General features: G+C 64.4%; 18 protein-coding genes. 10 read left to right on the top strand and 8 right to left on the bottom strand.

All coding sequences use genetic code 11. From position 1 onward, the window contains the following. Nucleotides 1–92: 92 nt before the first annotated feature. Both QA643_RS19930 and QA643_RS19935 read right to left on the bottom strand, forming a co-directional pair. Complete coding sequence (locus QA643_RS19930) at nt 93–2,951, bottom strand: glycosyltransferase (protein ID WP_283027620.1); 2,859 nt, start codon at nt 2,949–2,951, stop codon at nt 93–95. A 215-nt stretch (nt 2,952–3,166) separates the two neighbouring features. Beyond that, entirely contained in the window at nt 3,167–3,745 is a 579-nt protein-coding gene (locus QA643_RS19935; protein ID WP_283027621.1) for a beta-1-3, beta-1-6-glucan biosynthesis protein, read from the bottom strand. A 251-nt stretch (nt 3,746–3,996) separates the two neighbouring features. Here QA643_RS19935 and QA643_RS19940 point away from each other — a divergent pair, with 251 nt between their 5' ends. Further along, nucleotides 3,997–5,622 carry a beta-(1-6) glucans synthase gene (locus QA643_RS19940; protein ID WP_283027622.1) on the top strand — a complete coding sequence of 542 codons (1,626 nt, stop codon included), beginning with the start codon at nt 3,997–3,999 and terminating at the stop codon, nt 5,620–5,622. Here the strand turns inward: QA643_RS19940 and QA643_RS19945 are convergent. Further along, nucleotides 5,582–5,962 (bottom strand): hypothetical protein, encoded by a 381-nt coding sequence (locus QA643_RS19945; RefSeq protein ID WP_283027623.1) that lies wholly within the window; start codon nt 5,960–5,962, stop codon nt 5,582–5,584. The genes QA643_RS19940 and QA643_RS19945 overlap by 41 nt on opposite strands. 109 nt (nt 5,963–6,071) lie before the next feature. Beyond that, nucleotides 6,072–7,301: a hypothetical protein gene (locus QA643_RS19950; protein ID WP_283027624.1), complete on the bottom strand. Its 1,230-nt coding sequence runs from the start codon at nt 7,299–7,301 to the stop codon at nt 6,072–6,074. Between the two features lie 303 nt (nt 7,302–7,604). Here QA643_RS19950 and glmU point away from each other — a divergent pair, with 303 nt between their 5' ends. From glmU to QA643_RS19970, 4 genes are all read left to right on the top strand, one after another. Next, complete coding sequence (gene glmU / locus QA643_RS19955; RefSeq protein WP_283027625.1) at nt 7,605–8,963, top strand: bifunctional UDP-N-acetylglucosamine diphosphorylase/glucosamine-1-phosphate N-acetyltransferase GlmU; 1,359 nt, start codon at nt 7,605–7,607, stop codon at nt 8,961–8,963. 35 nt (nt 8,964–8,998) lie between these two features. Then, nucleotides 8,999–9,427: a hypothetical protein gene (locus QA643_RS19960; RefSeq protein ID WP_283027626.1), complete on the top strand. Its 429-nt coding sequence runs from the start codon at nt 8,999–9,001 to the stop codon at nt 9,425–9,427. A gap of 735 nt (nt 9,428–10,162) precedes the next feature. After that, on the top strand, nt 10,163–10,648 hold the full coding sequence (locus QA643_RS19965; protein ID WP_283027627.1) for a Twin-arginine translocation pathway signal: 486 nt from the start codon (nt 10,163–10,165) through the stop codon (nt 10,646–10,648). A 19-nt stretch (nt 10,649–10,667) separates the two neighbouring features. Then, a complete protein-coding gene (locus QA643_RS19970; protein ID WP_283027628.1) occupies nt 10,668–11,297 on the top strand; it encodes a ferric reductase-like transmembrane domain-containing protein in 630 nt (209 codons plus the stop codon). Between the two features lie 66 nt (nt 11,298–11,363). Here QA643_RS19970 and QA643_RS19975 read toward each other — a convergent pair whose 3' ends face one another. Then, the gene (locus tag QA643_RS19975) at nt 11,364–13,535 is read right to left on the bottom strand and encodes a tetratricopeptide repeat protein (protein WP_283027629.1); all 2,172 of its coding nucleotides are present in this window, start codon (nt 13,533–13,535) and stop codon (nt 11,364–11,366) included. A gap of 1,066 nt (nt 13,536–14,601) precedes the next feature. Here QA643_RS19975 and glmS point away from each other — a divergent pair. The 3 genes from glmS to QA643_RS19990 all read left to right on the top strand — a co-directional run bounded on the left by glmS (nt 14,602) and on the right by QA643_RS19990 (nt 18,413). Beyond that, nucleotides 14,602–16,428: a glutamine--fructose-6-phosphate transaminase (isomerizing) gene (glmS, locus tag QA643_RS19980; protein WP_283027630.1), complete on the top strand. Its 1,827-nt coding sequence runs from the start codon at nt 14,602–14,604 to the stop codon at nt 16,426–16,428. A 167-nt stretch (nt 16,429–16,595) separates the two neighbouring features. Then, on the top strand, nt 16,596–17,309 hold the full coding sequence (locus tag QA643_RS19985; RefSeq protein WP_283034858.1) for a DUF502 domain-containing protein: 714 nt from the start codon (nt 16,596–16,598) through the stop codon (nt 17,307–17,309). Between the two features lie 114 nt (nt 17,310–17,423). Further along, nucleotides 17,424–18,413 carry a dihydrodipicolinate synthase family protein gene (locus QA643_RS19990; RefSeq protein WP_283027631.1) on the top strand — a complete coding sequence of 330 codons (990 nt, stop codon included), beginning with the start codon at nt 17,424–17,426 and terminating at the stop codon, nt 18,411–18,413. Here QA643_RS19990 and recG read toward each other — a convergent pair. The 3 genes from recG to QA643_RS20005 form a co-directional block, all read right to left on the bottom strand. Further along, nucleotides 18,365–20,473, bottom strand: a complete 2,109-nt coding sequence (gene recG / locus QA643_RS19995) for an ATP-dependent DNA helicase RecG (RefSeq protein ID WP_283027632.1) — start codon at nt 20,471–20,473, stop codon at nt 18,365–18,367. The genes QA643_RS19990 and recG overlap by 49 nt on opposite strands. A gap of 78 nt (nt 20,474–20,551) precedes the next feature. Next, on the bottom strand, nt 20,552–21,175 hold the full coding sequence (prfH, locus tag QA643_RS20000) for a peptide chain release factor H (protein WP_283027633.1): 624 nt from the start codon (nt 21,173–21,175) through the stop codon (nt 20,552–20,554). Continuing rightward, nucleotides 21,172–22,353 carry an RNA ligase RtcB family protein gene (locus QA643_RS20005; protein ID WP_283027634.1) on the bottom strand — a complete coding sequence of 394 codons (1,182 nt, stop codon included), beginning with the start codon at nt 22,351–22,353 and terminating at the stop codon, nt 21,172–21,174. Before QA643_RS20005 ends, prfH begins: the two co-directional genes overlap by 4 nt. 411 nt (nt 22,354–22,764) lie before the next feature. Between QA643_RS20005 and QA643_RS20010 the strand changes: the two genes are divergently transcribed. Both QA643_RS20010 and mfd read left to right on the top strand, forming a co-directional pair. After that, nucleotides 22,765–23,055 carry a succinate dehydrogenase assembly factor 2 gene (locus QA643_RS20010; RefSeq protein ID WP_283027635.1) on the top strand — a complete coding sequence of 97 codons (291 nt, stop codon included), beginning with the start codon at nt 22,765–22,767 and terminating at the stop codon, nt 23,053–23,055. Then, complete coding sequence (mfd, locus tag QA643_RS20015; RefSeq protein WP_283027636.1) at nt 23,052–26,570, top strand: transcription-repair coupling factor; 3,519 nt, start codon at nt 23,052–23,054, stop codon at nt 26,568–26,570. Before QA643_RS20010 ends, mfd begins: the two co-directional genes overlap by 4 nt. Nucleotides 26,571–26,643 lie beyond the last annotated feature (73 nt).

Raw genomic sequence — 26,643 nt, forward strand, 5'->3', positions numbered from 1 at the left:
AGGACAATTCCCTTTGGATAGCTAACGCTTAAGTCAGCTTCTTCAACCGTCCGCCACCCTCCATCCACTGCGGTTAATTGCCCTCCGGAGCGCTAATTGGCCTCCCGGCGGACTTCCGAGGCGACCGGCTGCGACTGGGGGGTGACCGTCGGCAGGCTGACCGGGCGCAGCCCGATCAGTTCCGCGGTCCGCACTGCGCTGTTGCGCCAGAAGGCGAAGGAATTGGCGCGGGAATTTTCCAAAAGCGCGATCGCCACGGCCGACAGGAACGGCAGGCTCTGCAGCACCAGCACGCCGGCGAAGATGTAGATCTCGCGCACCTGCTTGAAGCCGTTGGTGACGACCAGCACGGCGGCGCCGATCAGGAGCAGCACGCCGATCACGGCTTCCCAGAACGCCTGGAATTCGATCGACATCCGCGACAGGCCGCCCTTGGAGGTGCGGGCGAAGGCGATGTGCTCGGTGATCAGGCCCTGCGCCACGGCGCGCGAGACGGTCCACTGCACGCTCATCGCCGCGATCATGGCGCCGAGCATCTGGCCCGCCTTGATGTTCACGCGCAGGCGGTAGAGCGACAGGAAATGCGCCAGCGAGACGACAAAGGAGGCGATGATCGGCAGCGTCAGGATCTTGTCGGGGATGGCGATGTCGGCAAAGGCGACGATCGGCACCCAGATCAGGTTGAGGATCGCGACCACCACGCCGAGGCTCTCGGCACCCAGCCAGTTTAGCCAGCCCAGCGAGAATTCGCGGCGCTGATCCGGCGTCAGCCGGCTCGCGCCGGGCAGGAACCGCCGCCAATGCTTCTTGACGATCTGCAGCCCGCCATAGGCCCAGCGGTGGCGCTGCTTCTTGAAGGCTTCATAGGTGTCGGGCAGGAGGCCCTCGCCGTAGCGCACATTGGTGTAGTGCGTCAGCCAGCCCTGTTCCTGGATGGTCAGGCCGAGATCGGTGTCCTCGCAGATGGTGTCGCTCGACCAGCCGCCGGCCATGTCCATCGCCGAGCGGCGCACCAGGCACATCGTGCCGTGCACGATGATGGCGTTGTGCTCGTTGCGCTGGACCATGCCGATGTCGAAGAAGCCGGCATATTCGCCGTTCATGATGTAGTGCATCAGCGACAGGTCGCCGTCGCGATGCTCCTGCGGCGCCTGCACCAGGCCGACGCGCGGGTCGGCAAAGGCCGGGACGAGGTCCTTCAGCCAGTCCGGATGCACCACATAGTCGGCGTCGATGATGCCGATGATCTCGGCGTCGGCAGCCGTGCGTTCCATGGCGATGCGCAGTGCGCCGGCCTTAAAACCTTTCACCTTCTCGGCGTTGATGAACTTGAAGCGTTCGCCGAGCGTGCGGCAGTGGTCCTGGATCGGCCGCCAGAATTCCGGATCGGGCGTGTTGTTGATGATGCAGACGCACTCGAAATTCGGATAATCGAGCCGCGACACCGCATCCAGCGTCTGCTTCAGCATCTCGACCGGCTCGAAATAGGCGGGAATGTGGATCGACACTTTCGGGAAGGCGACGTTCTCGCCGATGGTGGCGGGCGCCAGCGGCGCGCTGTTGGCGATCAGCCGGCGCGGGCCGTGGCCGAAGGCGACCGCCGCGATTTCGTCGATGCGCGCCATCGCGATCAGGATCAGCGGCACCAGCAGGATCAGGCCAAGCGTCAGCGCGAAGGCCGAACCCAGCACGAAGTAATGCCCGTCCCAGTAAGCGAACACGGTGGCGGCCCAGGCGCCGACGCCGTTGGCTGCGGCGGAGAGAACCACGGCCTGCATCACCGTGGGCCGGTCGAGGCGCAGGATCGGCAACGACAACAGAATGCCGACCAGCACCGCGATCAGCGCCAGCTTCCAGTAATTCGGGTTTACGATCGGACCAGTCCAGTTGAATTTCGCGTCGCGCGAGGTGTCCAGGATACCCCAATAGGGACCGACGCCGCCTTCGTTGAACTTCCAGGGCTTATCGATCGCTTCGACGATGTTGTAGTCCATGCCGATGGCCTCGGCGCGCCCAACGAAATTGCGCAACACCGCGGCCTGTTCGAACCTGCCAGGCTCGGCGTTGCGCAAATTATAACCGGCGCTCGGCCAGCCGAATTCGGCAATCACGACCCGTTTCCCGGGAAACTGGTCGCGGAGCAGCTGATACATGGCGACGGACTGATCGACCGCCTGCTTGTCGGTGAAGTGTTCCCAATAGGGCAATACGTGCGCGGCAATGAAATCAGCGGAGTTGGCAAGCTGGGGATGGTCGCGCCAGATGTGCCAGATCTCACCTGTCGTTACCGGGACGTTGACGGACTTCTTGATCCGCTGGATCAGGCGTCCCAGACGATAGACGTTGTTTTCTGCAATCGCCCAGTCCACGGCCAGCGCGCGCTTGTCGTCGGGCTGCGCCCGGGCTTCCCGAAGTCGCTGCTCTTCTTCGTTGAGGATGCGCGAGCTTTCTTCGGTATCGAGTCCGGTGATACGAGCGCTTTCCGCGGGGTCGCCTCCGGATTTGGGAATCGGTCCCAGGTTCTCAAGCGGGACTGCATCGCCGCGGTATACCGTTTCGTTGCCGACGACGACGCCAATGACATTGCTGTTGCGCCGAGCCAGTTCGATTACGGCCTCGATCTCACGTTTGTTGCGGTCCTTGTCTTTGCCGATCCAGGCGCCGACCGTGACCTTGAGGCCGAACTCCGCAGCAATCGGCGGCACCAGCTCGTTACCTTCCGTCGATCCGTAGAGACGAATCGCCCGCGACAGCGTCGCAAGTTTCTTCAAGTCGGCGCGAATCTTCTCCGCATCGCCCTCGGCGGTGATGTGGTCCGGTTCGAACGGCGTGTAGGAAAGGCTGGGCAGGATGCCGCGGAAATCAGGCGCCGGCTGCTTTTCCTGGAACAGGCCCCACAGCCCAGCGTGAGCTGCAGTTACAAACAGCAGAACGGCTACGACGGCACGCATCGGAGACTAAACCATACGGGGCTGCGATTTATGGGAAGCGAACCTGTCCCCTAGGTTCGACCGGCACGGCGGCGTCATAAGGATAGTCCTGCCCTGCGTTTTCACAACTGGTATGACGCCATGACTTTTTTAAGGACGGCGTTTCAGGTGCGCGACTGGTCCAAACGTCGGACAAATAGGATCGTTCCGGTGAACGTATCCTGAATGGCGGACGTCTATTTTGCCGGCGGAGCAGGGGCTGCGCTGGGGGTCGGCGAGGGCGACGCTGAGGGGGCCGGCGTCGCATTGCCGGCGGTCGCGGGTGCAGCCGGCGCAGGGCTGGCGGCGGCCGTCTGGGGCTGGGCGCCCGGATTGATCCAGCAGGCGTGGACCTTGTCGTCCAGGCTCCGCGGCACCTTGTCGTCGATCTGTCCGCCAAACCGGGTCAGGCAGCGGAAGGTCGCCTGGACATGGCCGCCGGGGCAGCCGAACCGATCGTAGAGGTCGAGGTGACGGAACGCGGTGTCGAGGTCGTCGCGCCACATCAGGCGCACGACCCGCCGGCCGAGCCAGACGCATTCCGGGTTTCCGCCCGGCCCGTTGATGGCCTGGGCGGCCTCGACGAATTCGTCGGTTTTCCGCTGATTCTCCTTGGCGGGATCGGCCTGGTTGCCGGCCGCGGGTTTGCCTTGATCCTGGGGGGCGGGGGTGCCGCTCTGGGCAAGCGTGCCCGCCGATCCGATCAGGAGCGCCAGGCCGGCAGCGGCAAAGCGCGTCAAAATCGCAACTCTTGGATCAAGCACCCGTCGACGCATACATTCCCCGATCAAAGTTTCCGGCCGCGCCAGCGGCCGGGTGGTGGTTAGGCTTGTTGCCGCCCAAATTGGTCCCCATTGCGGCGGAGACGTTGTCGATTCACATGCCGGGTATTTCAGATTTTGTCCAGCAAAGTCACAACTTTATCGCAGCGGCGGCTAAACTGCCGCAGCCGAGGCGGCGCAATAGGGACATCGTACATCTTGGCAGAACGCCGTTGAACGGGTAATCGACGGGCCCCGCCCGGAGGATGGAACCGATTTCTCTTCGTACGCCGCTGGCGCTTCTCCTTTCGTCACTCGCTATGATCGCGGCCCTGTGGTGGTGGCTCGCCACGCCGATCACGCTTGCGCGCGCGCCGATCGACCCTACGGCCAAGCTGCAATGTGTGTCCTATGCGCCGTTCCGCAACGGCCAGACGCCGCTGATCCCGACCACGCAAATCCTGCCGGAACAGATCGCGCAGGACCTGGCGCAACTCGCCAAGATCACCGACTGCGTGCGGACCTATTCGATCGAGAACGGGCTCGACCAGGTGCCGGCGCTGGCGGCCAAGGTCGGGCTGAAGGTGATCCAGGGCATCTGGCTCTCGAGCAACCGCACCAAGAACCTCGCGCAGATTGCCGTCGCGATCGAGCTGACCAAGGAACATCCTGACGTCATCACGGCGCTGGTTGTCGGCAACGAGGTGCTGCTGCGCGGCGAGATGACGACGTCCGACCTTGCCGCCCACATCCGCTCGGTGAAGTCCCGCGTCAGCGTGCCCGTTACCTATGCCGATGTCTGGGAATTCTGGCTGCGCAACCGCGAGATCTACGACGCCGTCGACTTCGTCACCATTCACATCCTGCCGTACTGGGAAGACATGCCGGTGCGCGCGAAATTCGCCGCCTCTCATGTCGACGACATCCGCAAGCGGATGGCGGCGGCGTTTCCGAACAAGGAAATTTTGATCGGCGAGACCGGCTGGCCGAGCGCAGGGCGGATGCGCGATGGCGCGCTGCCCTCGCGCACCAACCAGGCGCGCGTCGTCTCCGAAATCCTCGACCTCGCCAAGCGCGAGAAATTCCGCGTCAATTTGATCGAAGCCTATGACCAGCCGTGGAAGCGGCAGCTCGAAGGCACCGTCGGCGGCTATTGGGGCATGATCGACGACGCGCAGCGGGCGGTGAAATATCCGCCGGGCGAACCGATCAGCAATTATCCGTTCTGGAAGATCCAGATGGGATGCGGCATGGCGCTCAGTGCCCTGGTGTTTTTGGCCGGCTGGCTGACGCTGCGGCGGCGGCCGTGGAAGCCGGGGGTTGCGGCGTGGATCGCGGTCGGCACCTCGGCGACGACAGCCGGCATGCTGCTCGGCGTCGCCGCGGACAAGATGTGGTTCGAGAGCTACGGCTTCGGCGGCTGGCTGCAATGGGGCGCGCTGCTCGCCGCCGCGATCGCCTCACCGATGCTGTGCGCCAACGCGGCGATGTCGGGACGGCCGCTGCCGACCTTCCTCGAGCTGATCGGACCGCGCAACTTCCGCGCCAAATCGGTGCTGCCGGCGCTGCTCGGTCTCGTGCTGGTCGTGACCTCCCTGATTGCGGCGGCAACCGCCCTCGGCTTTGCGTTCGATCCGCGCTACCGCGACTTTCCGTTCGCCGCGCTGACCATGGCGGTGGTGCCGTTCGCGGCCTTGATGCTGCTCAACCGGCCGAAAGAGGGCACGCGGCCGATCGCCGAAGCCTCGTTTGCCGGCCTCCTGGCCGCCTCCGCGCTGTTCATGGCCTTCAACGAGGGCGGCCAGAACTGGCAGTCGATGTGGACCTGCGCGATCTATTTGCTGCTGGCGCTCACGCTGTGGCGGGCGCGGGCCGTGCAAAGCCCAGAATGAGTAGCCCGATCGCAATTCCCGACAGCTGGATATTATAGAGCACGATGCCGAAGCCGGCCGCGATCAGTCCGCCGGTGAGCAGCACGATCGACGGCCGCATCACGTGAAGCGTCGCGATGACCAGCGCGGTGATGCCAAACACCGAATTCTTGAACAGATAGGTGGCGAGCGACCGCGCCTTGCACAGCATGCTCTGCAGCCCGGCGTCGCAGGCCAGCGCGACCGTCGAGAGTTCGACGGCGAGATAGCGCAGATAGAGGGCGTAGCCGACGGTGACGAATCCGACCACCAGCAGAAATTGCACTTGATACGGCGTGAGCCGGAACGGGGCTTTTTTCATGCGCGCAATATGGTCGGGATTGGCTGATAGCACAACCGCAAGAACAGCTGCGTGCCTGCGCCGACAATGCAGGTCGGAAATGCCCGGTAACGTGATGGTGGCAAAAGGTTTATTGCTGGTTCTTCTTGTTGAAGATGGACGACAAGGTCGGTTGCGGTGAAGGCGGCGGCGGCGCTTCCGGTTTCTTTGCGACCTCCTCGATAGCAGCCACTGCGGCGGCCGCTCGCTTGGCGGTGACGCGTCGCCGCGCCGGCGGCTTGGCCGCCGCCGGCGGATCATCCATCGACAGCCGCTGGCCGTCGAAGATCGTGGTCTCGCAGGGACGGTTGTTCTCGGCCATGACGGCGCAGATCTTGGCGGCGGCACCGGCGTCGTGCAGCGGGCCGGCAACCAGGCGAAGCTGCATGCCGAGCCCGGTCGTGCTTTCCTTGATCACGATGATCGGACGCAGCGCCGCCAGCGCCGCGTTCGACCGCGATTTCAATAGCCCGCGCCACAACGCGCGCAGACCGTTGACCGAATTGGCGGTGCCGAGATCGACGCCGAATTCGGTCCGCTGCAGCACGACCTTCGGCGCGTCATCCGCTTCCGCATCTCCCGACGCCGACGCCACGACATCGGGGATCGGGCCCGCAATGACCGCGCCCGGCGTCTTGCCGGGCTCGACCAGCCTGCCGGCTGCCGGATCAGGCGGCGCCATCATCGACGGGGCGGCCATCAGCGGCGTGGCGGGCAATGGTTTTGCCGGCTCCGCCGGGTCGGCTTTTGCAGCATCCGATTTGGCCGTACCGGTCTTGGCGGCGTCCTTGGCGACGGCGGAGGCGGTCGGCGGCTCGCTGGCAGCGGGCGCGGGCGCGGCAGCCGGGGCGGTGGCGACCGGCGCGACGGGCGGGGAAGGCGGCTGATTTTGCGCGGCGGGCGGTTCCGCGCGGGCAGCCGGCGCCGGGGCGGAACCCTGCCTGGCGATGGCGCCGGTGACGGACTCGAGCCCCTGTTCCAGGCCGGTGACGCGGGCATATAGCCGGTCGCGGTCGGTATTGAGCGTCTCGATCGCCGCCGCCAGCCGTCGCGCCTCGTTGTGGGTTTCCTTGGCCACCGTCTGGATCTGCTGCGCCTGCCGCGCAAGGTCGGCGGCGGCGACCTGCTCGCGCCGTATCCCGAGCGAGGACTGGTTGGCCATCACGGCCAGGATCACCGCAGCCGTAGCGCCAACGCCCCAGGACGCGACCCGCCACAGCGTGCGGCGGTCGAGTTCGTTTTCCTCGGCCAGCAAACCGCCCAGCACCCCGCCGGCGTCATCCGCCCCGAGATCCCCAAGATGGTCGGATTTTTTGGCCAAGCGCCCCTGGCCCTCCTCAAGGCCTGCCGAATCACAGGCCAAAGATTAACAGGAAAAGCGCCGGCCACTTGAATCCAGACCTTTTCGGGGCGGCGAATCGGTTTGATCTCCACGGGAAAACAATTAAAGACGCCCGGCAAACCAGCTCGCCTGATACTTTCCGTCATGGCCGGGCTAAAGCGCGAAGCGCGTTTTCGCGCTAGATGTCCCGGCCATCCACGCCTCCCTTGCTCGATGAGGAAAAGACGTGGATGCCCGGCACAAGGCCGGGCATGACGAGGCAATGAGACTCTGAGGAACCGAATGACTGCTCGATCCAGCCTGACTGTCGTTCTTGCGGCCGGCGAGGGCACGCGCATGCGCTCGTCCAAGCCGAAAGTGCTGCACGAGGTCGCCGGCCAGTCGCTGCTGGCAAACGTGCTGAACGCCGCCCCGCACGGACCGGGCTCGGCGCTGGCGGTCGTGATCGGGCCCGACCATAAGGCTGTCGCCGAGGAGGCGAGGCGCGTGCGGTCCGATGTCGCCACCTTCGTCCAGGCCGAACGGCTCGGCACCGCCCATGCCGTGCTTGCCGCCCGCGAGGCGATCGCGCACGGCGCCGACGATCTGCTGGTGGCGTTCGGCGACACCCCCTTGATCTCGGCCGAGACGTTCGAACGGCTGCGCGCGCCGCTGGCCAAGGGCGCGGCGCTGGCCGTTCTCGGCTTCCGCGCCGCCGATCCGACCGGCTATGGCCGGCTGCTGCTCGAGAACGGCCGCCTGGTCGCGATCCGCGAACATGCCGACGCGAGCGATGAGGAGCGCAAAGTCACGCTGTGCAATGCCGGCGTGATGGCCTTCGCGGGTGCCCGCGCGCTGGAAATCCTGGACCGCATCGGCAATGCCAACAGCAAGGGCGAATATTATCTGGTCGATGCCGTCGAAATCGTCAGGGAAATGGGATTGGAGGCCGTCGTGATCGAAACCAGCGAGGATGAAGTGCGCGGCATCAACAACAAGGCGCAGCTCGCTGAGGCCGAAGCCGTGATGCAGGCGCGGCTGCGCCAGGCCGCGCTCGACGCCGGCGTGACCCTGATCGCCCCTGAGACGGTCTATCTCGCCGCCGACACCACCTTCGGCAGCGACGTCACCATCGAGCCCTTCGTGGTGATCGGCCCCGGCGTGACCATCGCCGATGGCGCGGTGATCCATTCCTTCTCGCACATCGTGCAGACCTCGATCGGCAAGAAGGCCTCCATCGGCCCCTATGCGCGCCTACGCCCTGGCACCGCGCTCGGCGAGGGCGTTAAGATCGGCAACTTCGTCGAGACCAAGGCCGCGACGATCGACGCGGGCGCCAAGGTCAACCATCTATCTTATGTCGGCGACGCCCATGTCGGCGCCAATTCCAACCTCGGCGCCGGCACCATCACCTGCAACTATGACGGCTTCTTCAAGCACAAGACCACGATCGGCGAGGGCGCCTTCGTCGGCACCAACTCCTCACTGGTCGCCCCGGTGAAAATCGGCAACGGCGCCTATATTGGCTCGGGCTCCGTCATCACCAAGGACGTGCCTGACGATGCGATGGCCGTCGAGCGCAGCCCGCAAAGCAACCGCGAGGGCGGGGCGGCACGGTATCGCGAGATGAAGCTGCGGGCGAAGGAAGGGAAGAAGGGGTAGGCTGGTGAGCTCTACGCTTGAGATTGAGGGGCAAGATGAGGCGCCTATTTCTCGTTCTCGGTGCGTTGGCTTGCCTCCTCATACCCGCTCTCGGCTTTTACGCTGTCCTGCGACTTGAAACGGCTCCTGTTTCGGAAGCCGAAACAATTGGCGTCTACGAGGTGGCAAACTGGGCGATTACCGACTGGGGAGACGGGGCAACGCTGACGCTCAACAAAGACAATAGGTACGTACAGTCAATTCGGTTGAAGAACGGCAAAAGCCGCGATTCATCCGGCACCTACGCGATCGTCCGCGTAGGTGCGGATTTGTCAGTGCGGTTCTTCAATTTTGAGCTCATTCCCTCATTTGGGTTCGGCGCGCGTACTGACCACTGGGCGACCCAGGTGTGGCGCAACTGGCGCGGCCGCGTGCAGTTCTGCTACGATTCTGATGTGGGCTACTGCTACGTCAGGAAAGATTGATTCCACGCCAGCAAGTTTAGTAAGCGTCGCTCGGATGAGCGCAGCGACATCCGGAATTACGACTTATCCCGCACATCACTGTGCTCATCGGGCTCGCGGTGAACAGCCATGATCGGGGGCGCTGCGTTCGTGCTGTGAAGCATAGCCTCTTGTCAGCTATAGCGCGCCCAGACGTCTCAGATTCCAAACGGCCAATTCGTTGCTCGATTTCTTCTGAAACGACGGAACAAGTGCTTTCCTAAAGCGTTTGATCGCTCGGTTGATCGATTGGTTTCTCGCACCATCCCGCGCCAACCGTGACGAGTGCCGATAAAGACCGATGCCACGGGTGACAGGCGTCCGACGGGACCGACGTCTCAAGGCTAGCGGTCCGAAGGCCAGGGTCCAAGCGGCCAGTGCAAAGCGAGGATCAACCCTGCGGCAGCCGCCAGTCTGTCCGCAGCTAAACTGGCAATGTAATGCGAGGCGAAAGCAAAGGGCCACCGGTCGCTCCGGTGGTCTTTTTCGTGGGTTGCTGCCGAGCCGCTGTCTCGAATGCCGAAGGGCGGTTTATCCGCGCATGCTTTCCTCGGCATCGGACGCTTCTGAGCTATCTCGTGAATGGCGCTGATTGCGCACACCCTTCACAACACTGTTATTGCGACGCGTCGCACTCTTCGTCTCCCTCAACTGGGCGTCCGGCGCCTGTTGTTGTACCCTTCGCAGAGCAATCGCATGATCGCCCGGAGGATTTCCATGACCGCCGTCCTACTCAACCGCCGGAACCTCCTCGCTGCCGGCGGCTCCATCCTCGCTACCGGTGTCTCCGGGCTGCTGCCCGCCCGAGCGGAAGGCCTCGCACCGACTCTTTCGATGTCCGGCGGAGCCAACAACTACATCAAGGGCGCGGCGATCGTGGATCGGATCGGCAAGGGGGGCTTCTGGATGAGCGGCACGGTGCGCCGGGCAGGCGACGGGGCGCCGCTGGCCGGGCAGCGCATCCAGATCTGGGCGCACACGACCGAAGGGCGGGAGCACGAGCCGCAGAGTCATGGTGCCACGCTCACCGACAAGAACGGGGCGTTCCGCCTGGAGATACCGCAGATCATTCCGGTCTTTGGCCAACCGCATGGTCACCTCGCCTATGACAGCGGTGAATTCAAAACCGTCTTCCTGCGTCCCGTGATGCGGAGCGCAAAGGATACCAGCCTGGAGGCGCACTTCGTCCTTCAGCCGGCCTGACCGAATTGGGAATACAGGAATGAGATTGGCAAAGGTGACCCTGATCTGGGCCGCCCTTGCAGCCGCCATTGGCGTACCGATCGCCGCTGCAGCAGTGAGCCCGCTGCTCGCATGGCGCGACTGGGTCTACATACTGGCCAGCTTCGCTGGGATTGTCGCTCTTAGCCTTGTGCTCGTTCAGCCTTTGCTGATTGGCGGATACCTACCGGGACTGTCAGCTTATCGTGGACGGCGCACACATCACTGGATCGGCGGCGCGCTGGTCATGGCGGTGGTGATCCACGTCGGGGGCCTTTGGATCACCAGTCCCCCTGATATGATTGACGCCCTTCTGTTCTCATCGCCGACGCCGTTTTCCCCCTGGGGCGTGGTCGCCATGTGGGCCATCTTCACCGTCGCGATGGTAGCTGCACTCCGCCGGCGATTGGGACTGCGAGCGCGGACCTGGCGTATCGTCCATATGCCCCTCGCTATTGTCATCGTCGTAGGAGGTGCGGTCCATGCCATACTGATCGAGGGGACGATGGAGACGGTCTCGAAGGCGGTGCTTTGCGCGCTGGTCCTCGCGGCGACCGCAAAGGTCATGGTTGATCTACGCGTGTGGAGAAGGCGAAAGACGTTGCGCGGAGAGAGCGTGGCGCGACAGTAAACCGAGCGGAGCTGATGGGGGCAATGACGGACGTGGCACCATGTCGTTACTGTGTCGGTAGGCGCCTCATTTAAGCCCTCGGGCAATCTTGCCTTTGATCTTCTCCGCATCCGCTGGGTCCGGCTTGAGCGATAACGCCAGCTCCCAGGATTTACGCGCCTCGTCCTGGCGGCTCGTCCGCCAGTACGCATCGCCAAGATGGTCTCTGGTTTCGCTGCTGTTTGGCTCGAGCGCGGCCGCGCGCTCCATGAGCTTGATCGCCTCCTGATAGTCGCCGCGACGGTAGTACGCCCAGCCGAGGCTATCGAGAATGTTGCCGTCATCCGGCTTGAGCTTGGCGGCCTTCTCGAGCAGCGCCAGGCCTTCCTTCAGCTTGATATTCCGGTCGATCCAGTTGAAGCCGAGCTGATTGAGAACCGAGGGCTGATCTGGATCGAGCTCCATCGCCTTGAGAAAATCCGCCTCGGCCTGGGGCCATTTGCCGAGCCGCTCATAGCTCACGCCGCGAAGCTGCCAGTAGAGCCAGTGCGCCTTCTCCGGCTTGCCGGCCAGCTCGATCGCCTTGCTGTAATCTTTCACGGCGCGTTCGAAATCGCTTTTGCCGCGGTAGGCATCGGCGCGAAGGCCATAGGCGCGCGCATTTTTCGGATCGAGGCGGATCGCCTCGCTGAAATCCCGGATGGCGCTGATATTGTCGCCCTTGTCCTGGTAGGCATGGCCGCGATTGAAATAGGCCGCCACATGTTTCGGGTCGAGCCGGATGGCCTGGTCGAAATCCCTGATGGCACGGTCGCTATCGCCCTTGCTGGAATAAGCGCTGCCGCGGTTGTAATACGCCTTCGCATCTTTCGGATCGAGCTGGATCGTCTCGTCGAACTGCCGGATGGCGCGATCGTAATCGCCCATGAAGAAGTAAACCGACCCGCGGTTGAAATGGGCCGCGACATGTTTCGGGGCGAGGCGGATCACCTCGCCGTAATCCTCGACCGCACGGGCGTTGTCGCCCTTGTCCTTGTAGGCATTGCCGCGATTGTAATACGCGACCACATATTTCGGATCGAGCCGGATCGCCTCGTCGTAATCCTTGATGGCGCGGTCGTTATCGCCCTTGTGGGCGTAGGCGGTGCCGCGGCTGTAATGGACCATCGCATCCTTGGGATCGAGCCGGATCGCCGCGTCGAATTCCCCGATGGCGCGGTCGCGATCGCCCTTGTGGGCGTAGGCAACGCCGCGATTGTAATAGGCAGCCGCATATTTCGGGTCGAGGCGGATCGCCTCGCTGTAATCCTTGATGGCGCGGTCGTTGTCGCCTTTCCCCTTGTAGGCATTACCGCGATCGAAATAAGCCGCCACATATTTCGGATCGAGCCGGATGGCCTCGTCGAAATCCTTCCTGGCCCGCGCGGCGTCTCCCTTGTCTTGATAGGTCCGCCCGCGAATCTCGTAGGCCAGCGCATATTTCGGATCGAGCCGGATCGCCTCGTCGTAGTCCCTGATGGCGCGGTCGTAGTCGCCCTTGAAGAAGTAGGCGCCGCCACGATGCAAATGGGTGCTGGCATTCTTGGGATCGAGGCGGAGCGCCTCGCTGTAATCGCTGATGGCGCGGTCGTGATCGCGCTTGCCGGTGTAGGCAAGCCCGCGATTGAAATAGGCCTTGGCAAAATTCGGGTCGAGGCGGATCGCCTCATTATGATCGGCGATAGCGCGGTCGCTGTCGCCCTTGCCGGCGTAGGCATTGCCGCGATTGCTGTAGGCATCCGCAAATTTCGGATTGAGGCGGATCGCCTCGCCGAAATCCTTGATGGCGCGGTCATAGTCACCCTTGCTGTGGTAGACCTTGCCGCGACCTTCGTAAGCGAGCGCGTATTGCGGATTGATATGGATGGCCTCGTCGAGATCCGCGATGGCGCGATCGTAATCGCCCTTCGCGTGGTGCGCGCGGCCGCGCGCGTTATAGGCGCGTATAATTTTGGGATCGATGCGGATCGCCTCGTCGTAATCCTTGATGGCGCGGTCGTAATCGCGCCTGGAGTAGGCATAGCCGCGGTTGACATAGGCGTTGGCGCGGCTCGTCTCGCTCTCCGCCGTGCCGCGCGCCAGCACAGCCGTGCATCCGGCGATCTTGCGATCCTCGTCGCCGATTTGCCCGCAATCCTCCCACGCCCTGTCCGCGGCGCGGGTCGGCGGCGCCAGCACGGTCAGGAACGTCACAGCCAGGAAAAGGCAACGCCAGGACATTTCATCCTCATTCAAAGCGCCCAGGCGAGGGCATCTCGATATCCGCTTTGGGCTAAACCCGTAAGTCGCTACGACGCGCTACCGGGTTCAAATTGGTCGGTGCTCCGGGCTTGGCGTCGATCGGGGTCCCAGGTTGGGGAATCCGTAGGGTGGGCAAAGGAGCGTAAGCGACGTGCCCACCATCGATCACCGAGTGTGTTGCTCGATGGTGGGCACGCTTCGCTTTGTCCACCCTACGGCACCGTCAATGTGACTGCCCGACGGGCAAATCAGTTCCGATTTTCGGAAATAAACGTCAAGCGAACAGTTTCCGATAATCAGAAATATTTCGCTTCCGTTTTCACCCAAATCGGCGGCATAACTGCGCCCGTCTCACCGCGAGATGAGGGGCGTTGGCCATCGTCACCGACGCGCGGGGAGATGCGATGGACGCCGATGCCATGACGGACGAGTGTGGCTAACGCGTACGGTGAAGTCGTGTGGTTCTGGCGCCGTGGTGCTGGCGTTAAGCCCGAAGGTAGCGAAAGCCGCTCGCGGGCGACGGAGGCAAAAGAGCCGTTCTCCGGGAAGAGCGCGAAGTAAGCCGTAAAGCCATTGCGCAGGGAAGGCCGGGATGCTCCCGCCGAACCTGTATGCTCGTGTGCATGCTTTTTTTGCGCATAACCGCACACGAGACCGCGGGTGCGGCGTGCACCCGGTCTTCCCTGCGCCCTCATTTTCGATGGGGGCAACAGAAGATGCAAACCTCGGGCAATCCATGTCGCGAGAATGCTGCCTCATACTCAGTTGTCGTCACCCGCGCACGCGGGTGACCCAGTATTCCAGAGACAGCAGTGATTGAACCGAGAAACCGCGGCATACTGGATCCCCCGCCTGCGCGGGGGATGACAGGCGTGTGTTGGGTCGCTGTCTCCGGGGCGTTTCGAAGGAACAGGGCCCTCCGTTAAGCTTTCCGCTTAAGACTGTCTCAATACGCAACAATTATTGAGTACCGGTCGGCCTGCCATTGCCGCTAAGAGAGACGCGGGTTGCGACGCGTTCCGTCGATTTGGGGAAATTGAACCGCATGTGCGGCATTGTCGGCATTCTTGGAAAAGCTCCGGTCGCGGAGCTCCTGGTGGATTCACTCAAGCGGCTTGAATATCGCGGCTATGATTCGGCCGGCGTCGCCACGCTGGAAGGCGATCATCTTGAACGCCGCCGCGCCGAAGGCAAGCTGAAGAACCTGGAAAAGCGGCTCGACGCCGAACCGCTGCAGGGCCACACCGGCATCGGCCACACACGCTGGGCGACCCACGGCAAGCCGACCGAGAACAACGCGCATCCGCACGCGACCGAGCGCGTGGCGGTGGTCCACAACGGCATCATCGAGAATTTCCGCGAGCTGCGTGAGGCGCTGGAGAAGAACGGCGCGGTCTTCAAGACCGAAACCGATACCGAGATCGTGCTTCATCTCGTCGACAGTTTTCTGCAGAAGGGCATCAAGCCGGTCGAGGCGGTGAGGGCGGCGCTGTCGGAGCTGCGCGGCGCGTTCGCGCTCGGCTTCATCTTTGCCGGCAATGACGATTTGATGATCGGCGCGCGCAATGGCCCGCCGCTCGCGGTCGGCCATGGCGACGGCGAAATGTATCTGGGATCGGACGCGATCGCGCTCGGGCCGTTCACCGATATGATCAGCTATCTCGAGGACGGCGACTGGGTGGTGCTGACGCGCATGGGCGCCACCGTCTACGACAAGAACAATGCGATCGTGCAGCGCGAGGCGGTCAAGCACAGCGCCGCGACCTCGCTGGTCGACAAGGCCAACTACCGCCACTTCATGGCCAAGGAGATCCACGAGCAGCCCGAAGTGGTCGGGCATACGCTGGCGCGCTATGTCGACATGGCGAGCGAGCGGGTGATGCTGCCGGTCAAGCTGCCGTTCGACTTCAAGGACATCCAGCGCATTTCGATCACGGCCTGCGGCACCGCGAACCTTGCCGGCTACGTCGCCAAATACTGGTTCGAGCGGCTGGCGCGCCTGCCGGTCGAAATCGATATCGCCTCCGAATTCCGCTACCGCGAGGCGCCGCTCCGCAAGGGCGATCTTGCGATCTTCATTTCGCAGTCCGGCGAGACCGCCGACACGCTGGCCGCGCTGCGCTACGCCAAGGCCGAGGGCGCTCACACCCTGTCTGTCGTGAACGTGCCGACCTCGACGATCGCGCGCGAAAGCGAAACCGTACTGCAGACGCTCGCCGGTCCCGAGATCGGCGTCGCCTCGACCAAAGCCTTCACCTGCCAGTTAATGGTGCTGGCCTCGCTCGCGGTCGCCGCCGGCAAGGCGCGCGGCGAATTGTCCGATGAGGACGAGGCCAAGCTCGTCCACGGCCTCGTCGAGATCCCGCGCCTGATGACGGCGGCGCTGACCATCGAACCGCAGATCGAGAAGCTGGCGCGCGACCTCTCGAAATCGAAGGACGTGCTCTATCTCGGCCGCGGCACCAGCTATCCGCTGGCACTGGAGGGCGCGCTGAAGCTGAAGGAAATCTCCTACATTCACGCCGAGGGTTATGCCGCCGGCGAGCTCAAGCACGGGCCGATCGCGCTGATCGACGAAAATATGCCGGTCGTGGTGATCGCGCCCTATGACCGTGTGTTCGAGAAGACCGTCTCCAACATGCAGGAAGTCGCGGCCCGCGGCGGCAACATCATTTTGATGACCGACGCCAAGGGCGCGGCGGAGGCCACCGTCGACAGCCTGGTCACCATCGTGCTGCCGGACATGGCGGCGACGTTCAGCCCGATGGTCTATGCCGTCCCGGTGCAGCTGCTGGCCTATCATACCGCCGTGGTGATGGGCACCGACGTCGACCAGCCGCGAAATCTCGCGAAATCGGTAACGGTCGAATAGTCAAGTGACAATTGGCTGTCACGCCGGCTCTTCAAAAACCTGCTAGGATGGCTTAGCTGCATCAAGCCGGCTGCTCTGACCTGGAACCACGGATGAACCGCGAAGAACTGCCCCCGACGACGCCTCCGGACGCCCCCTTGCCGGAGGAAGCGCACCCGCCGGGGCTGATGGCCCGTTTCCGGAACTATTTTCTGACCGGACTGATTGTCGCAGGGCCGGTCGCGATCACCCTCTATCTGACCTGGTGGTTCGTGAACTGGGTGGACAGCATTGTCCGTCCATTCGTGCCGACGGTCTACCGTCCCGAAACCTACCTGCCGTTCGGTCTGCCCGGCTCCGGGCTGATCGTTGCCGTGGTCGCGCTGACGCTGCTCGGCTTCCTCACTGCCAATCTGATCGGCCGGACGCTGGTCGACCTCGGCGAGCGGTTGCTCGGCCGGATGCCGGTGGTGCGCGCGATCTATCGCGGCCTCAAGCAGGTGTTCGAGACGCTGTTCTCCGGCAAGGGATCGAGCTTTCGCCGGGTCGGCCTGGTCGAATTTCCTTCGCCCGGCATGTGGTCGATCGTCCTGATCTCGCAGGCGCCGAGCGCCAATGTCGCCAGCCAATTGCCCGGCGAGGAGGAGCATATCTCGGTGTTCCTGCCCTGCGCGCCGAACCCGACCACGGGCTTCTTCTTCTACGTGCCACGCAGCAAGATCATCGAAGTCGACATGACGACCGAGGACGCCGCGACACTGATCATGTCCGCCGGCGTGGTGCAGCCCGGCTCCGATCCGCAGAAGCGCAACGCGGCATTGGCCGGCATGGCGAACGCCGCGCGCGTGGCGAACACCGCCGCCGGGCTGAAGCCGGCGCCGGCAAAGGTGAAGGTGGAATAGGGCGCGCGATTCTCCCACCGTCATTGCGAGCGAAGCAATCCATCTCTCCGCACGGGGATAGATGGATTGCTTCGTCGCTTCGCTCCTCGCAATGACGGATAGATAGGCTGACACATGACCAAGACCATCGAAGGCATTATTCCCGTGATGATCACGCCGTTCACCGCGGGCGGCGAGATCGACTATCCCGGCCTCGGCCGTCTCGTGGAATGGTACATCGATAACGGCTCGGACGCGCTGTTTGCGGTCTGCCAGTCCAGCGAGATGCAGTTCCTCAGCCTCGACGAACGCGTCGCGCTGGCGGCCTTCGTGAAAAAGGCCGCCGCGGGCCGCGTGCCCGTGATCGCCTCCGGCCACATCAGCGAAAGCCTCGACGACCAGCTTGCCGAGCTGACCGCGATTGCCTCCACCGGCGTCGACGGCATGGTGCTCGTCACCAACCGGCTCGATGCGAAGCGTGAAGGCGGAACGAAATTCACCAACGACCTGAACTGGCTGCTCGACCGGCTGCCGAAAGAAATCCCGCTCGGCCTCTACGAATGTCCGGCGCCTTATCGCCGCCTGCTCACCGACCATGAGCTGAAATTCTGCGCGGCCAGTGGCCGCTTCATCATCCTCAAGGACGTCTCCTGCGACCTCGAAACGGTGAAGCGGCGGGTGGCGCTAGCGAAGGGGACGCCGCTCGCGATCGTCAATGCCAATGCGGCGATTGCCTTCGACGCGATGAAATCAGGTTCGCGCGGCTTCACCGGCGTGTTCACCAACTTCCATCCCGATCTCTACAAGTGGCTGATGACCGAGCATGCTGACCATCCGGCGCTGGCCGACGAACTGTCGGTGTATCTCGCGCTGTCAGCGATGGCCGAGCCGATGGGCTATCCCAAGCTCGCAAAATTCTACCACCAGCGTCTCGGCACGTTCTCCTGCACCGACAGCCGCGCGGTCACGTTCGATATCCACGAAAAGTTCTGGGCGCTGGACGCCTTGCTCGACAAGATCGTCGAGGGCACCGAGCACTACCGGCGCCGCATCGCCGCCGTTGAGGCGAGCAAGACCTATCCCGCGCCGATCAGCGGCACAGCCTCATCGCGCTCATACAGGTAAAGCAGGCAGCGCAGCGCCTCGCCGCGCTCGCCCTTGAGTTTTGGATTGTCCTTCATGATGCGCAGCGCCTCATCGCGCGCCTGCGTGATCAGCTGGGCGTGCACATCGGAGCGGGCGATGCGGTAGCCGGGCAGGCCGCTCTGGCGGATGCCGAGCACATCGCCTTCGCCGCGCAGCTTGAGGTCCTCCTCGGCGATCCGAAAGCCGTCGGTGGTCTCGCGGATCACCTTCAGCCGCGCCTTCGACATCTCGCCGAGCGGCTCCTTGTAGAGCAGCAGGCAGGTCGACGCCTCCGAGCCGCGCCCGATCCGGCCGCGAAGCTGATGCAGTTGCGCAAGCCCAAAACGCTCGGCGTTCTCGATCACCATGATGGTCGCCGCAGGAACGTTGACGCCGACCTCGACCACCGTGGTCGCCACCAACAGCCCGATCTCGTGGGCGGCGAACTGCGCCATCACGCGGTCCTTGTCCGTCCCCTTCATCTGGCCGTGGACGAGGCCGACCTTGTCGCCAAAACGCTGCTGCAGTTTCTCGAAACGCTCCGTCGCGTTGGTGAGATGCTCGGTGCCTTCGGCCTCCGATTCCTCCACCAGCGGGCAGATCCAGTAGACCAGCTTGCCGGCCTTGAGCGCGCGGCCGACCGCGTCGACGACTTCGTCGAGCCGGCTCGCCGGAACCGCGCGGGTTTCGATCGGCTGGCGGCCGGCCGGCTTCTCGCGCAGCTCCGAGACATCCATGTCGCCGAAATATGTCAGCACCAGCGTGCGCGGTATCGGCGTTGCGCTCAGCACCAGCACATCGACCGCTTCGCCCTTGTTGGTCAGCGCCAGCCGTTCGCGCACGCCGAAGCGATGCTGCTCGTCGACCACAGCCAGCGCCAGCGACTTGAAGATCACGTCGTCCTGGATCAGGGCGTGGGTGCCGACCAGGAAATCGATCTCGCCGGCCTCGAGCTGCGCCAGAATCTCGCGGCGCTGCTTGCCCTTCTCGCGGCCGGTCAGGATCGCGACACGGAGGCCGGCGCGTTCGGCCAGCGGAGCGATGGTCTTGATATGCTGGCGGGCGAGGATCTCGGTCGGCGCCATCAGCGCCGCCTGCTTGCCGGCCTCGACGACCGCAGCGGCGGCCAGCAGCGCGACCACCGTCTTGCCGGAGCCGACGTCGCCCTGCAGCAGCCGCAGCATCCGCACCGGCTGGCGCAGATCGTCGGTGATGGCGGCGACCGCATCACGTTGTGAGGATGTCAGCGCGTAGGGGAGAGCATCGATGATCCTATGGCGCAGATGGCCGTCGCCGGCGTTGCGGTCACCGGCCGGCCGCCGCAGTTGCGCGCGCACCAGCGCCAGCGCCAGCTGACCGGCGAGCAACTCGTCAAACGCGAGCCGCGACCAGAACGGGCCGTCGGGCAAGATATCGGTGAGCTCGACGGGCACATGCACGCGGTTCAGCGCCTGGCTGACCGGCGGAAAGCTGCAGCGGCGCATCACTTCCGGGCTGATCCATTCAGGCAGCTCAGGCAGCTTCTGCAGCGCCTGCGCGATCGCGCGGCGGAGCGAACCCAGCGCGAGGCCTTCGGTCAAGGGATAGACCGGATCGATGCCGGACAGTTTTGAAAACGCCGCCTCGTCGACGACGCGGTCGGGATGCACGATCTGCGGAATGCCGTCATACATCTGCAGTGTGCCCGAGACGTAGCGCTTCTCGCCGACCGGCAGCAATTTCTCGACATAGCCGGGCTTGGCCCGGAAGAACGTCAGCACCACGTCGCCGGTATCGTCTGAGGCATAGACTAGGTAGGGCGCGCGGGAATTGCGCGGCGGGGACGGCCGGTGGCGGTCGACGGTGACCTCCAGCGTCACCACGGTTCCCACCGCGGCCTCGCGGATCTTCGGCCGCGCCCGGCGGTCGATCACGCTCGCCGGCAAATGCAGCAGCAGATCGACCAGCCGCGGCGTCTCATCGCGCGAGAGCAGATAGCGCAACAGCTTGTCCTGCTTCGGCCCGACGCCAGAAAGGGTCGTGACCGGTGCAAACAAGGGATTGAGCAAAGTGGGGCGCATTGCAAAACCTAAGACCGTTTCGTGCCGTCATGCGCGGGTTTGAGCGAGACGTCCACGGCTATTTTCAGCTCAGATCGGCTACGACACCCGGAACGCCTCGCCCTTGAACCACTTCACCGGCCGGCCGCGCTCGAGCCGATCATGCGCGGCATGCGCATCGCTCCGCGCGGTGATCGCTGCCAGTTCGCCCTGCAGCCGGAGCAGTGCCCCGATCCGCTCCAGGGCCAGCGCCTTGTTGCGGTGCTGCGAGCGTTCCTCCCGCACGACGATCGAGAGGCCGCTCGCGATGTGCGTAGCGCGAACCGCGCTCTCGGTCTTGTTCTGGTGCTGGCCGCCGGGGCCGCCGGCGCGGAAGGCCTCGAAGCGGACGTCGTGGGCCGCGAGCGCCTTCGGCGCGCCCGGCAGCGGGGGAAGCTCGAATACGCCGATGAACCAGTTCTTCCGCTTGTGATGCGGCCGGACCGGGCTTTGCGCCACCCACTGAATCGCGCCGACCCACGGCCGGGTGAACGTCGCCGCTGCCTCGCCATGGATCACGACGATGGCCGAGGCGGGGCCGTGCCCGTCCGGATTCTGCCCCTCCACGCAGTCGGTTTCGAGACCGAGCGACGCTGCCTCGGCGGCGAGCGCTGCAACGGCCTTGCGGACCGCGATCCGGCATTCCGCCGGACCGCGTCCGCTGGTGAAGAGAAGGCGGATCATCGGCGATCCTCCTTCCAGGACTTGTGCCGCTTGCCGCCGCCGGATGCGACATCGGACTGTGCCTTCTTGAAGGTCACCAGCGGCCGGAACGTCGCGACCACGCGGGCGAGGCCGAACTCGACGAGGTCGTCGATCACGCGTTCGATGTTCTTGTAGGCCTCCGGCGCCTCTTCCGCGAGCAGGCCGCGATCCCCGCAGACGACGATGCCGCCATAGGGATTGCGCTCCAGCCGTGCGACGTCCGACTTCTTCACCCTGATACGGCCGTGCATGGAAGCGCGATCGTATTTGCGGCCGGCACCATGCGCGAGCGAGGCGAGGGCCTCGGTTTGCATTCCGGCCAGCGGCTCCACCAGATAGGACAGCGTGCCGCGTGAACCTGGCACCGGGACAAGCCCACGGTCGGATGCCGCCGCACCTTTCCGATGCAGCGCCAGCGCGCCGTCCTGCCGCTCGACCATGTTGTGCGGCAGGTCGTTGATGGCGCGCAGGTGCGCCCGCGCAGCCGCTGCGGCGCGTTCGGCGATGATGCGGCGGTTGAGCCTGGCCCACTGCACGGCGTGGTCGTGCGCGCCCATGTAGGCTCGGCCCTCGTCGCTGGCCGGGTCAAACGCCACCTGCCCATCGCGCAGGATGCTCTCCAGGATCGAGTTGCCAAGGCCGCGCGAACCGGAATGGACCAGGACATAGGCGCGGTCGCGGTCCAGCCCCTCTTGCGCGGCGATCTCAGGCGCCAGGATTTCCTCCACGGCCTGGACCTCGCAGAAGTGGTTGCCGCCGCCGATGCTGCCGAGCGAGGCATCGAAGGCACTCGTGCGGAGACCAGCGGCAGTAAGGACACCACTGGTATCGCCATCCCACGGTTGGTCGAGCGCGTGCAGCCGCTCGGCCAGTTGGTCGAGACGCAGCTTGCGCGCGGCGACATCGAGCTGAAACAGCCCCATGCCGCAGCCGATGTCGGAGCCGACCAGCTGCGGATGAATCCGGTCAGCTAGAACGGCGCAGCCGACAGGGCCGTATTTGCCGGGATGAAGATCCGGCATGGCGGCCACCGCCTGGACGCCGGGCAATCCGGCGACCTGCTGCAGTTGAAGCGTAGCGTTGCCCTCGATCCAGGATTTGGACGAAGCGAAGACATGGATCGGCGCAGAGCCGTCCACCTTGGGAAAATTGCCCATTGAAAGACTTTCAGGAGACTGAGAATCGTCGGCGCGACGCCAGCACAGATATTGCTGAAAAAAGCGCGCGAGTTCCCAAGCGGCACCGCTAACGCAGGCGCTCTTAGGCGATGCCCTCGACGGGGCGGCGAGACATTGATGTCATCGAGCCTTCTCCCTGCTGACCGCGCCGGGATCGGCGGCGGAACGGGGCAGACACATAGCGGCGAAATCGAAAGGCTGCAACCCCTGGCTACGGCGACTTTGAGGCAACGCACGCCGGTGGGCAGGGGCGATGAAGCGCCTCACGAGCAGCACGCGCCACTTTCGCATGGGCCTGTGGTCGAAACGGTACTGACAATCGGGGATGCCAGGACTATATCAACCACGCCCGGCACGTCCGGGCATTTCGCGTTCGAACGGAATGGGACAATGACGGGTACGACACGATCGAGCGGCGGCCTTGACGACCGCCGCAAGCGGCTTTTGTTTCGCTGCTGGCATCGCGGTACCCGCGAGATGGATCTCATCCTCGGCCGCTTCGCGGACGCCGAGATCGCAGCCATGCGCGACGATGAACTGGCCGAGCTCGAACGCCTGATCGAGGTGCCCGATCCCGACCTCTATGCCGCGCTGACCGGCGACCAGCCGCTGGCGGGCGAATATGGCGGCCCCTTGTTCGACCGCATCAAGGCGTTCCGCGCCGTGGACCACGACGTATGAAGTCACCCGTCAAATCACCTGCGGCGCTATTGGCCCCCGGCCGCGCGCTGACTTTCGCCAATGTCGCAGAGGGTGCCGAAGGCCTCGTCATTTCGGATCTTGCTCGGGCGGTCGCGGCGAAACCGAAACCGCCGGCCGTAAGCCTTGCGGTGGTGTGCCGCGATGGCCCGCGGATGCAGCAGCTCGCGCGGGCGCTGGAGTTCTTCGCGCCCGATCTGCCGGTGATGCAGTTTCCGGCCTGGGACTGCCAGCCCTATGACCGCGTGTCGCCGCATGGCGGCATCCTGGCGCAGCGTCTGACCACGCTGGCGCGGCTATCGCGCCTGCAGGGCAGCGACAAGCCGCTGATCGTGCTGACGACCGTGAACGCGATCGTGCAGCGCGTGCCGGCGCGCGAGGTGGTGGCGGCGCAGGCGTTGTCGGTCGCGCCGGGTCATGTCGTGCCGATGGACTCGATCGTCGCCTGGCTGGAGCACAATGGTTATAACCGCTCCTCCACGGTACGTGAGCCCGGTGAATATGCCGTGCGTGGTGGCATCCTCGACCTGTTTCCGGCCGGGCTGGAGCAGCCGGTGCGCTTCGACTTTTTCGGCGACAGCCTGGAATCGATCCGCACCTTCGATGCGGAAACCCAGCGCACGTTGCTCGACATGCGCGCGCTCGACCTGGTGCCGATCTCGGAATTCCAGCTCGTCACCGAAACCATCCGCCGTTTCCGCATGGGCTATGTCGCGACGTTCGGCGCGCCGCAGCGCGACGATCAACTCTATGAGGCTGTCAGCGAAGGCCGCCGCCATCCAGGCATGGAGCACTGGCTGCCGCTGTTCCAGGAGCGGATGGACACGCTGTTCGACTATCTCGACGGCGCGCCTGTAGCGATCGAGCCGCAGAGCGAGGACGCCGCCCGCGAACGCTTCAAGCAGATCGCGGATTATTACGAGGCGAGGCGCGAGGCGCTGGAGCATCCGGGGTCAGGTGCGATCTACAAGCCGCTGCCGCCGGATCGGCTCTATCTGGCGGAAACGGAGTGGACGACGCGGCTGGGCGAGGCTGCCGTCGCGCGGCTGACGCCATTTGCGGTGCCCGATGGCGCCGCCGACGTCTTCGACGCCGGGGCGAGGCAGGGCCGCAACTTCACGCCGGAGCGCACTGACACTTCGGTCAATGTGTTCGAATCCGTGGTGGCGCATGTGCTGGCGCTGCAGGCGCAGCGCAAGAAGGTGGTGATCACGCTGTGGAGCGAGGGCTCGCGCGACCGCATGGCGAGCATGCTGAGGGACCACAAGCTCGTCAACATCACCAGCGTCAATACCTGGCGGACGGTGCAGGCGACGCCGCGCAACGAGGCCATGCTGGCGGTCGTCGGCATGGAGAGCGGTTTCGAAACCGACGAATTCGCCGTCATCAGCGAGCAGGACATTCTCGGCGACCGCCTGGTGCGGCCGCGCAAGGCGAGCCGCAAGCTCGAAAACTTCATCTCTGAGGTCACGAGCCTTGCGACCGGCGATCTCGTCGTGCATGTCGAGCACGGTATCGGCCGCTTCGTCGGCTTGCAGACGATCGAGGTCGGCGGCGCGCCGCATGACTGTCTCGAACTGCATTACGCCGCCGAAACAAAACTGTTTCTGCCCGTCGAGAATATCGAGCTTCTTTCGCGCTACGGTTCCGAGGGCACCACTGTCGAACTCGACCGTCTCGGCGGCAGCGGCTGGCAGGCCCGTAAGGCCAAGCTGAAGAACCGCATCCGCGAGATCGCGGGCGAACTGATCAAGATCGCCGCTGAGCGGCACCTGCACGAAGCGCCGAAAATGCCGGTGCAGCCGCATGTCTATGACGAGTTCTGCGCGCGCTTTCCCTATGAGGAGACCGAGGACCAGCTTGGGGCCATCACCTCGACGCTGAAGGACCTCGAAAGCGGCCGTCCCATGGACCGGCTGATCTGCGGCGACGTCGGCTTCGGCAAGACCGAGGTGGCGCTGCGTGCGGCATTCGCCGTCGCCCTCGAAGGCAAGCAAGTCGCGGTCGTGGTGCCGACCACGCTGCTGGCGCGCCAGCACAGCAGGAATTTTGCCGAGCGATTCCGCGGCTTCCCGGTCAATGTCGCGCAGGCTTCGCGCCTGATCCCGGCCAAAGAGCTGACGCAGGTCAAGAAGGGGCTGACGGACGGCAATGTCGATATCGTCATTGGCACCCATGCGCTGCTTGGCAAATCGATCAAGTTCAAGGACCTCGGGCTATTGATCGTCGACGAGGAACAGCATTTTGGCGTCAGCCACAAGGAGCGGCTGAAGCAGCTGCGGGCACAGGTCCATGTGCTGACGCTGAGCGCAACGCCAATTCCGCGCACCCTTCAACTAGCTTTGACCGGCGTGCGCGATCTCTCGATCATCGCCTCGCCTCCGGTCGATCGCCTCGCGGTACGCACCTTTGTGGCGCCGCATGATCCCCTGATGATCCGCGAGGCGCTGCTTCGCGAGCGCTACCGCGGCGGGCAGGCGTTCTACGTGGTGCCGCGCATCGAGGACCTCGCCAGCGTCAAGGACTTCCTCGACAAGAACGTGCCGGAGATGAAGGTCGCGGTTGCGCATGGCCAGATGCCGCCGACCGTGATCGAGGACATCATGTCGGCGTTCTACGACGGCAAATACGACGTCTTGCTCTCGACCACGATCGTCGAGTCCGGTCTCGACATCCCGAACGCCAACACGCTGATCGTGCACCGCGCCGACATGTTCGGCCTGGCGCAGCTCTATCAGCTGCGCGGCCGGGTCGGGCGCTCGAAGCTGCGGGCCTATGCGCTGTTCACGCTGCCGGCGCAGCAGAAGATCACTGCCCAGGCCGAACGGCGGCTGAAAGTGCTGCAGTCGCTGGAGACGCTGGGCGCCGGCTTTCAGCTCGCCTCGCACGACCTCGATATCCGCGGCGCCGGCAATCTGCTCGGCGAGGAGCAGTCCGGGCACATCAAGGAAGTCGGCTTCGAGCTCTATCAATCGATGCTGGAGGAGGCGATCCTCAACCTCAAGGCCGGCGTGGTCGAGCCCGCCGCCGATCGCTGGTCGCCGCAGATCACCATCGGCATGCCAGTCCTGATCCCCGAGGATTACGTCAACGACCTCGCGGTGCGGCTGTCGCTGTATCGCCGGCTCGCCGATCTCGAAACCGACGAGGAGATCGACAATTTCGCCGCCGAGATGCGCGACCGCTTCGGCGTGCTGCCGGACGAGGTCCGCTATCTCTTCAAGGTCGCGGCGATCAAGGCCTATTGCCGCAGGGCCAATGTCGAGAAGATCGACGCCGGGCCGAAGGGCGCGGTGATCACCTTCCGCGACAACAGCTTCGCCCAGCCGGACCGCCTCGTCGCCTTCATCCGCCAGCACGGCCAGGCCGCCAAGGTACGGCCCGACATGAAGGTGGTGTTCCTGCAGACCTGGAAGACGCCGGAGGAGCGGCTGATGGGCACGACCGAGATCATGCGCCAGCTCGCCAACCTCGCGGAAAGCAAGAAGGCGGCGTAGTTGGTCTTGTGTCCCGAACGCGGTGCGGCGCGAAGCGCTGCGCCGCAGAGCCGGGACTCACTTTCGGCTGCGG

Origin of the sequence: Bradyrhizobium sp. CB3481 (assembly GCF_029714305.1) — a bacterium.
In the GTDB taxonomy this organism is placed as follows: Bacteria; Pseudomonadota; Alphaproteobacteria; order Rhizobiales; family Xanthobacteraceae; genus Bradyrhizobium.

Bases quoted from the DNA above. Each gene is read 5' to 3' on its own strand.
- QA643_RS19930 (WP_283027620.1), bottom strand. From the start codon at position 2,951: ATGCGTGCCGTCGTAGCCGTTCTGCTGTTTGTAACTGCAGCTCACGCT.
- QA643_RS19935 (WP_283027621.1), bottom strand. From the start codon at position 3,745: ATGCGTCGACGGGTGCTTGATCCAAGAGTTGCGATTTTGACGCGCTTT.
- QA643_RS19940 (WP_283027622.1), top strand. From the start codon at position 3,997: ATGGAACCGATTTCTCTTCGTACGCCGCTGGCGCTTCTCCTTTCGTCA.
- QA643_RS19945 (WP_283027623.1), bottom strand. From the start codon at position 5,962: ATGAAAAAAGCCCCGTTCCGGCTCACGCCGTATCAAGTGCAATTTCTG.
- glmU (WP_283027625.1), top strand. From the start codon at position 7,605: ATGACTGCTCGATCCAGCCTGACTGTCGTTCTTGCGGCCGGCGAGGGC.
- QA643_RS19960 (WP_283027626.1), top strand. From the start codon at position 8,999: ATGAGGCGCCTATTTCTCGTTCTCGGTGCGTTGGCTTGCCTCCTCATA.
- QA643_RS19965 (WP_283027627.1), top strand. From the start codon at position 10,163: ATGACCGCCGTCCTACTCAACCGCCGGAACCTCCTCGCTGCCGGCGGC.
- QA643_RS19970 (WP_283027628.1), top strand. From the start codon at position 10,668: ATGAGATTGGCAAAGGTGACCCTGATCTGGGCCGCCCTTGCAGCCGCC.
- QA643_RS19975 (WP_283027629.1), bottom strand. From the start codon at position 13,535: ATGTCCTGGCGTTGCCTTTTCCTGGCTGTGACGTTCCTGACCGTGCTG.
- glmS (WP_283027630.1), top strand. From the start codon at position 14,602: ATGTGCGGCATTGTCGGCATTCTTGGAAAAGCTCCGGTCGCGGAGCTC.
- QA643_RS19985 (WP_283034858.1), top strand. From the start codon at position 16,596: ATGGCCCGTTTCCGGAACTATTTTCTGACCGGACTGATTGTCGCAGGG.
- QA643_RS19990 (WP_283027631.1), top strand. From the start codon at position 17,424: ATGACCAAGACCATCGAAGGCATTATTCCCGTGATGATCACGCCGTTC.
- recG (WP_283027632.1), bottom strand. From the start codon at position 20,473: ATGCGCCCCACTTTGCTCAATCCCTTGTTTGCACCGGTCACGACCCTT.
- prfH (WP_283027633.1), bottom strand. From the start codon at position 21,175: ATGATCCGCCTTCTCTTCACCAGCGGACGCGGTCCGGCGGAATGCCGG.
- QA643_RS20005 (WP_283027634.1), bottom strand. From the start codon at position 22,353: ATGGGCAATTTTCCCAAGGTGGACGGCTCTGCGCCGATCCATGTCTTC.
- QA643_RS20010 (WP_283027635.1), top strand. From the start codon at position 22,765: ATGACGGGTACGACACGATCGAGCGGCGGCCTTGACGACCGCCGCAAG.
- mfd (WP_283027636.1), top strand. From the start codon at position 23,052: ATGAAGTCACCCGTCAAATCACCTGCGGCGCTATTGGCCCCCGGCCGC.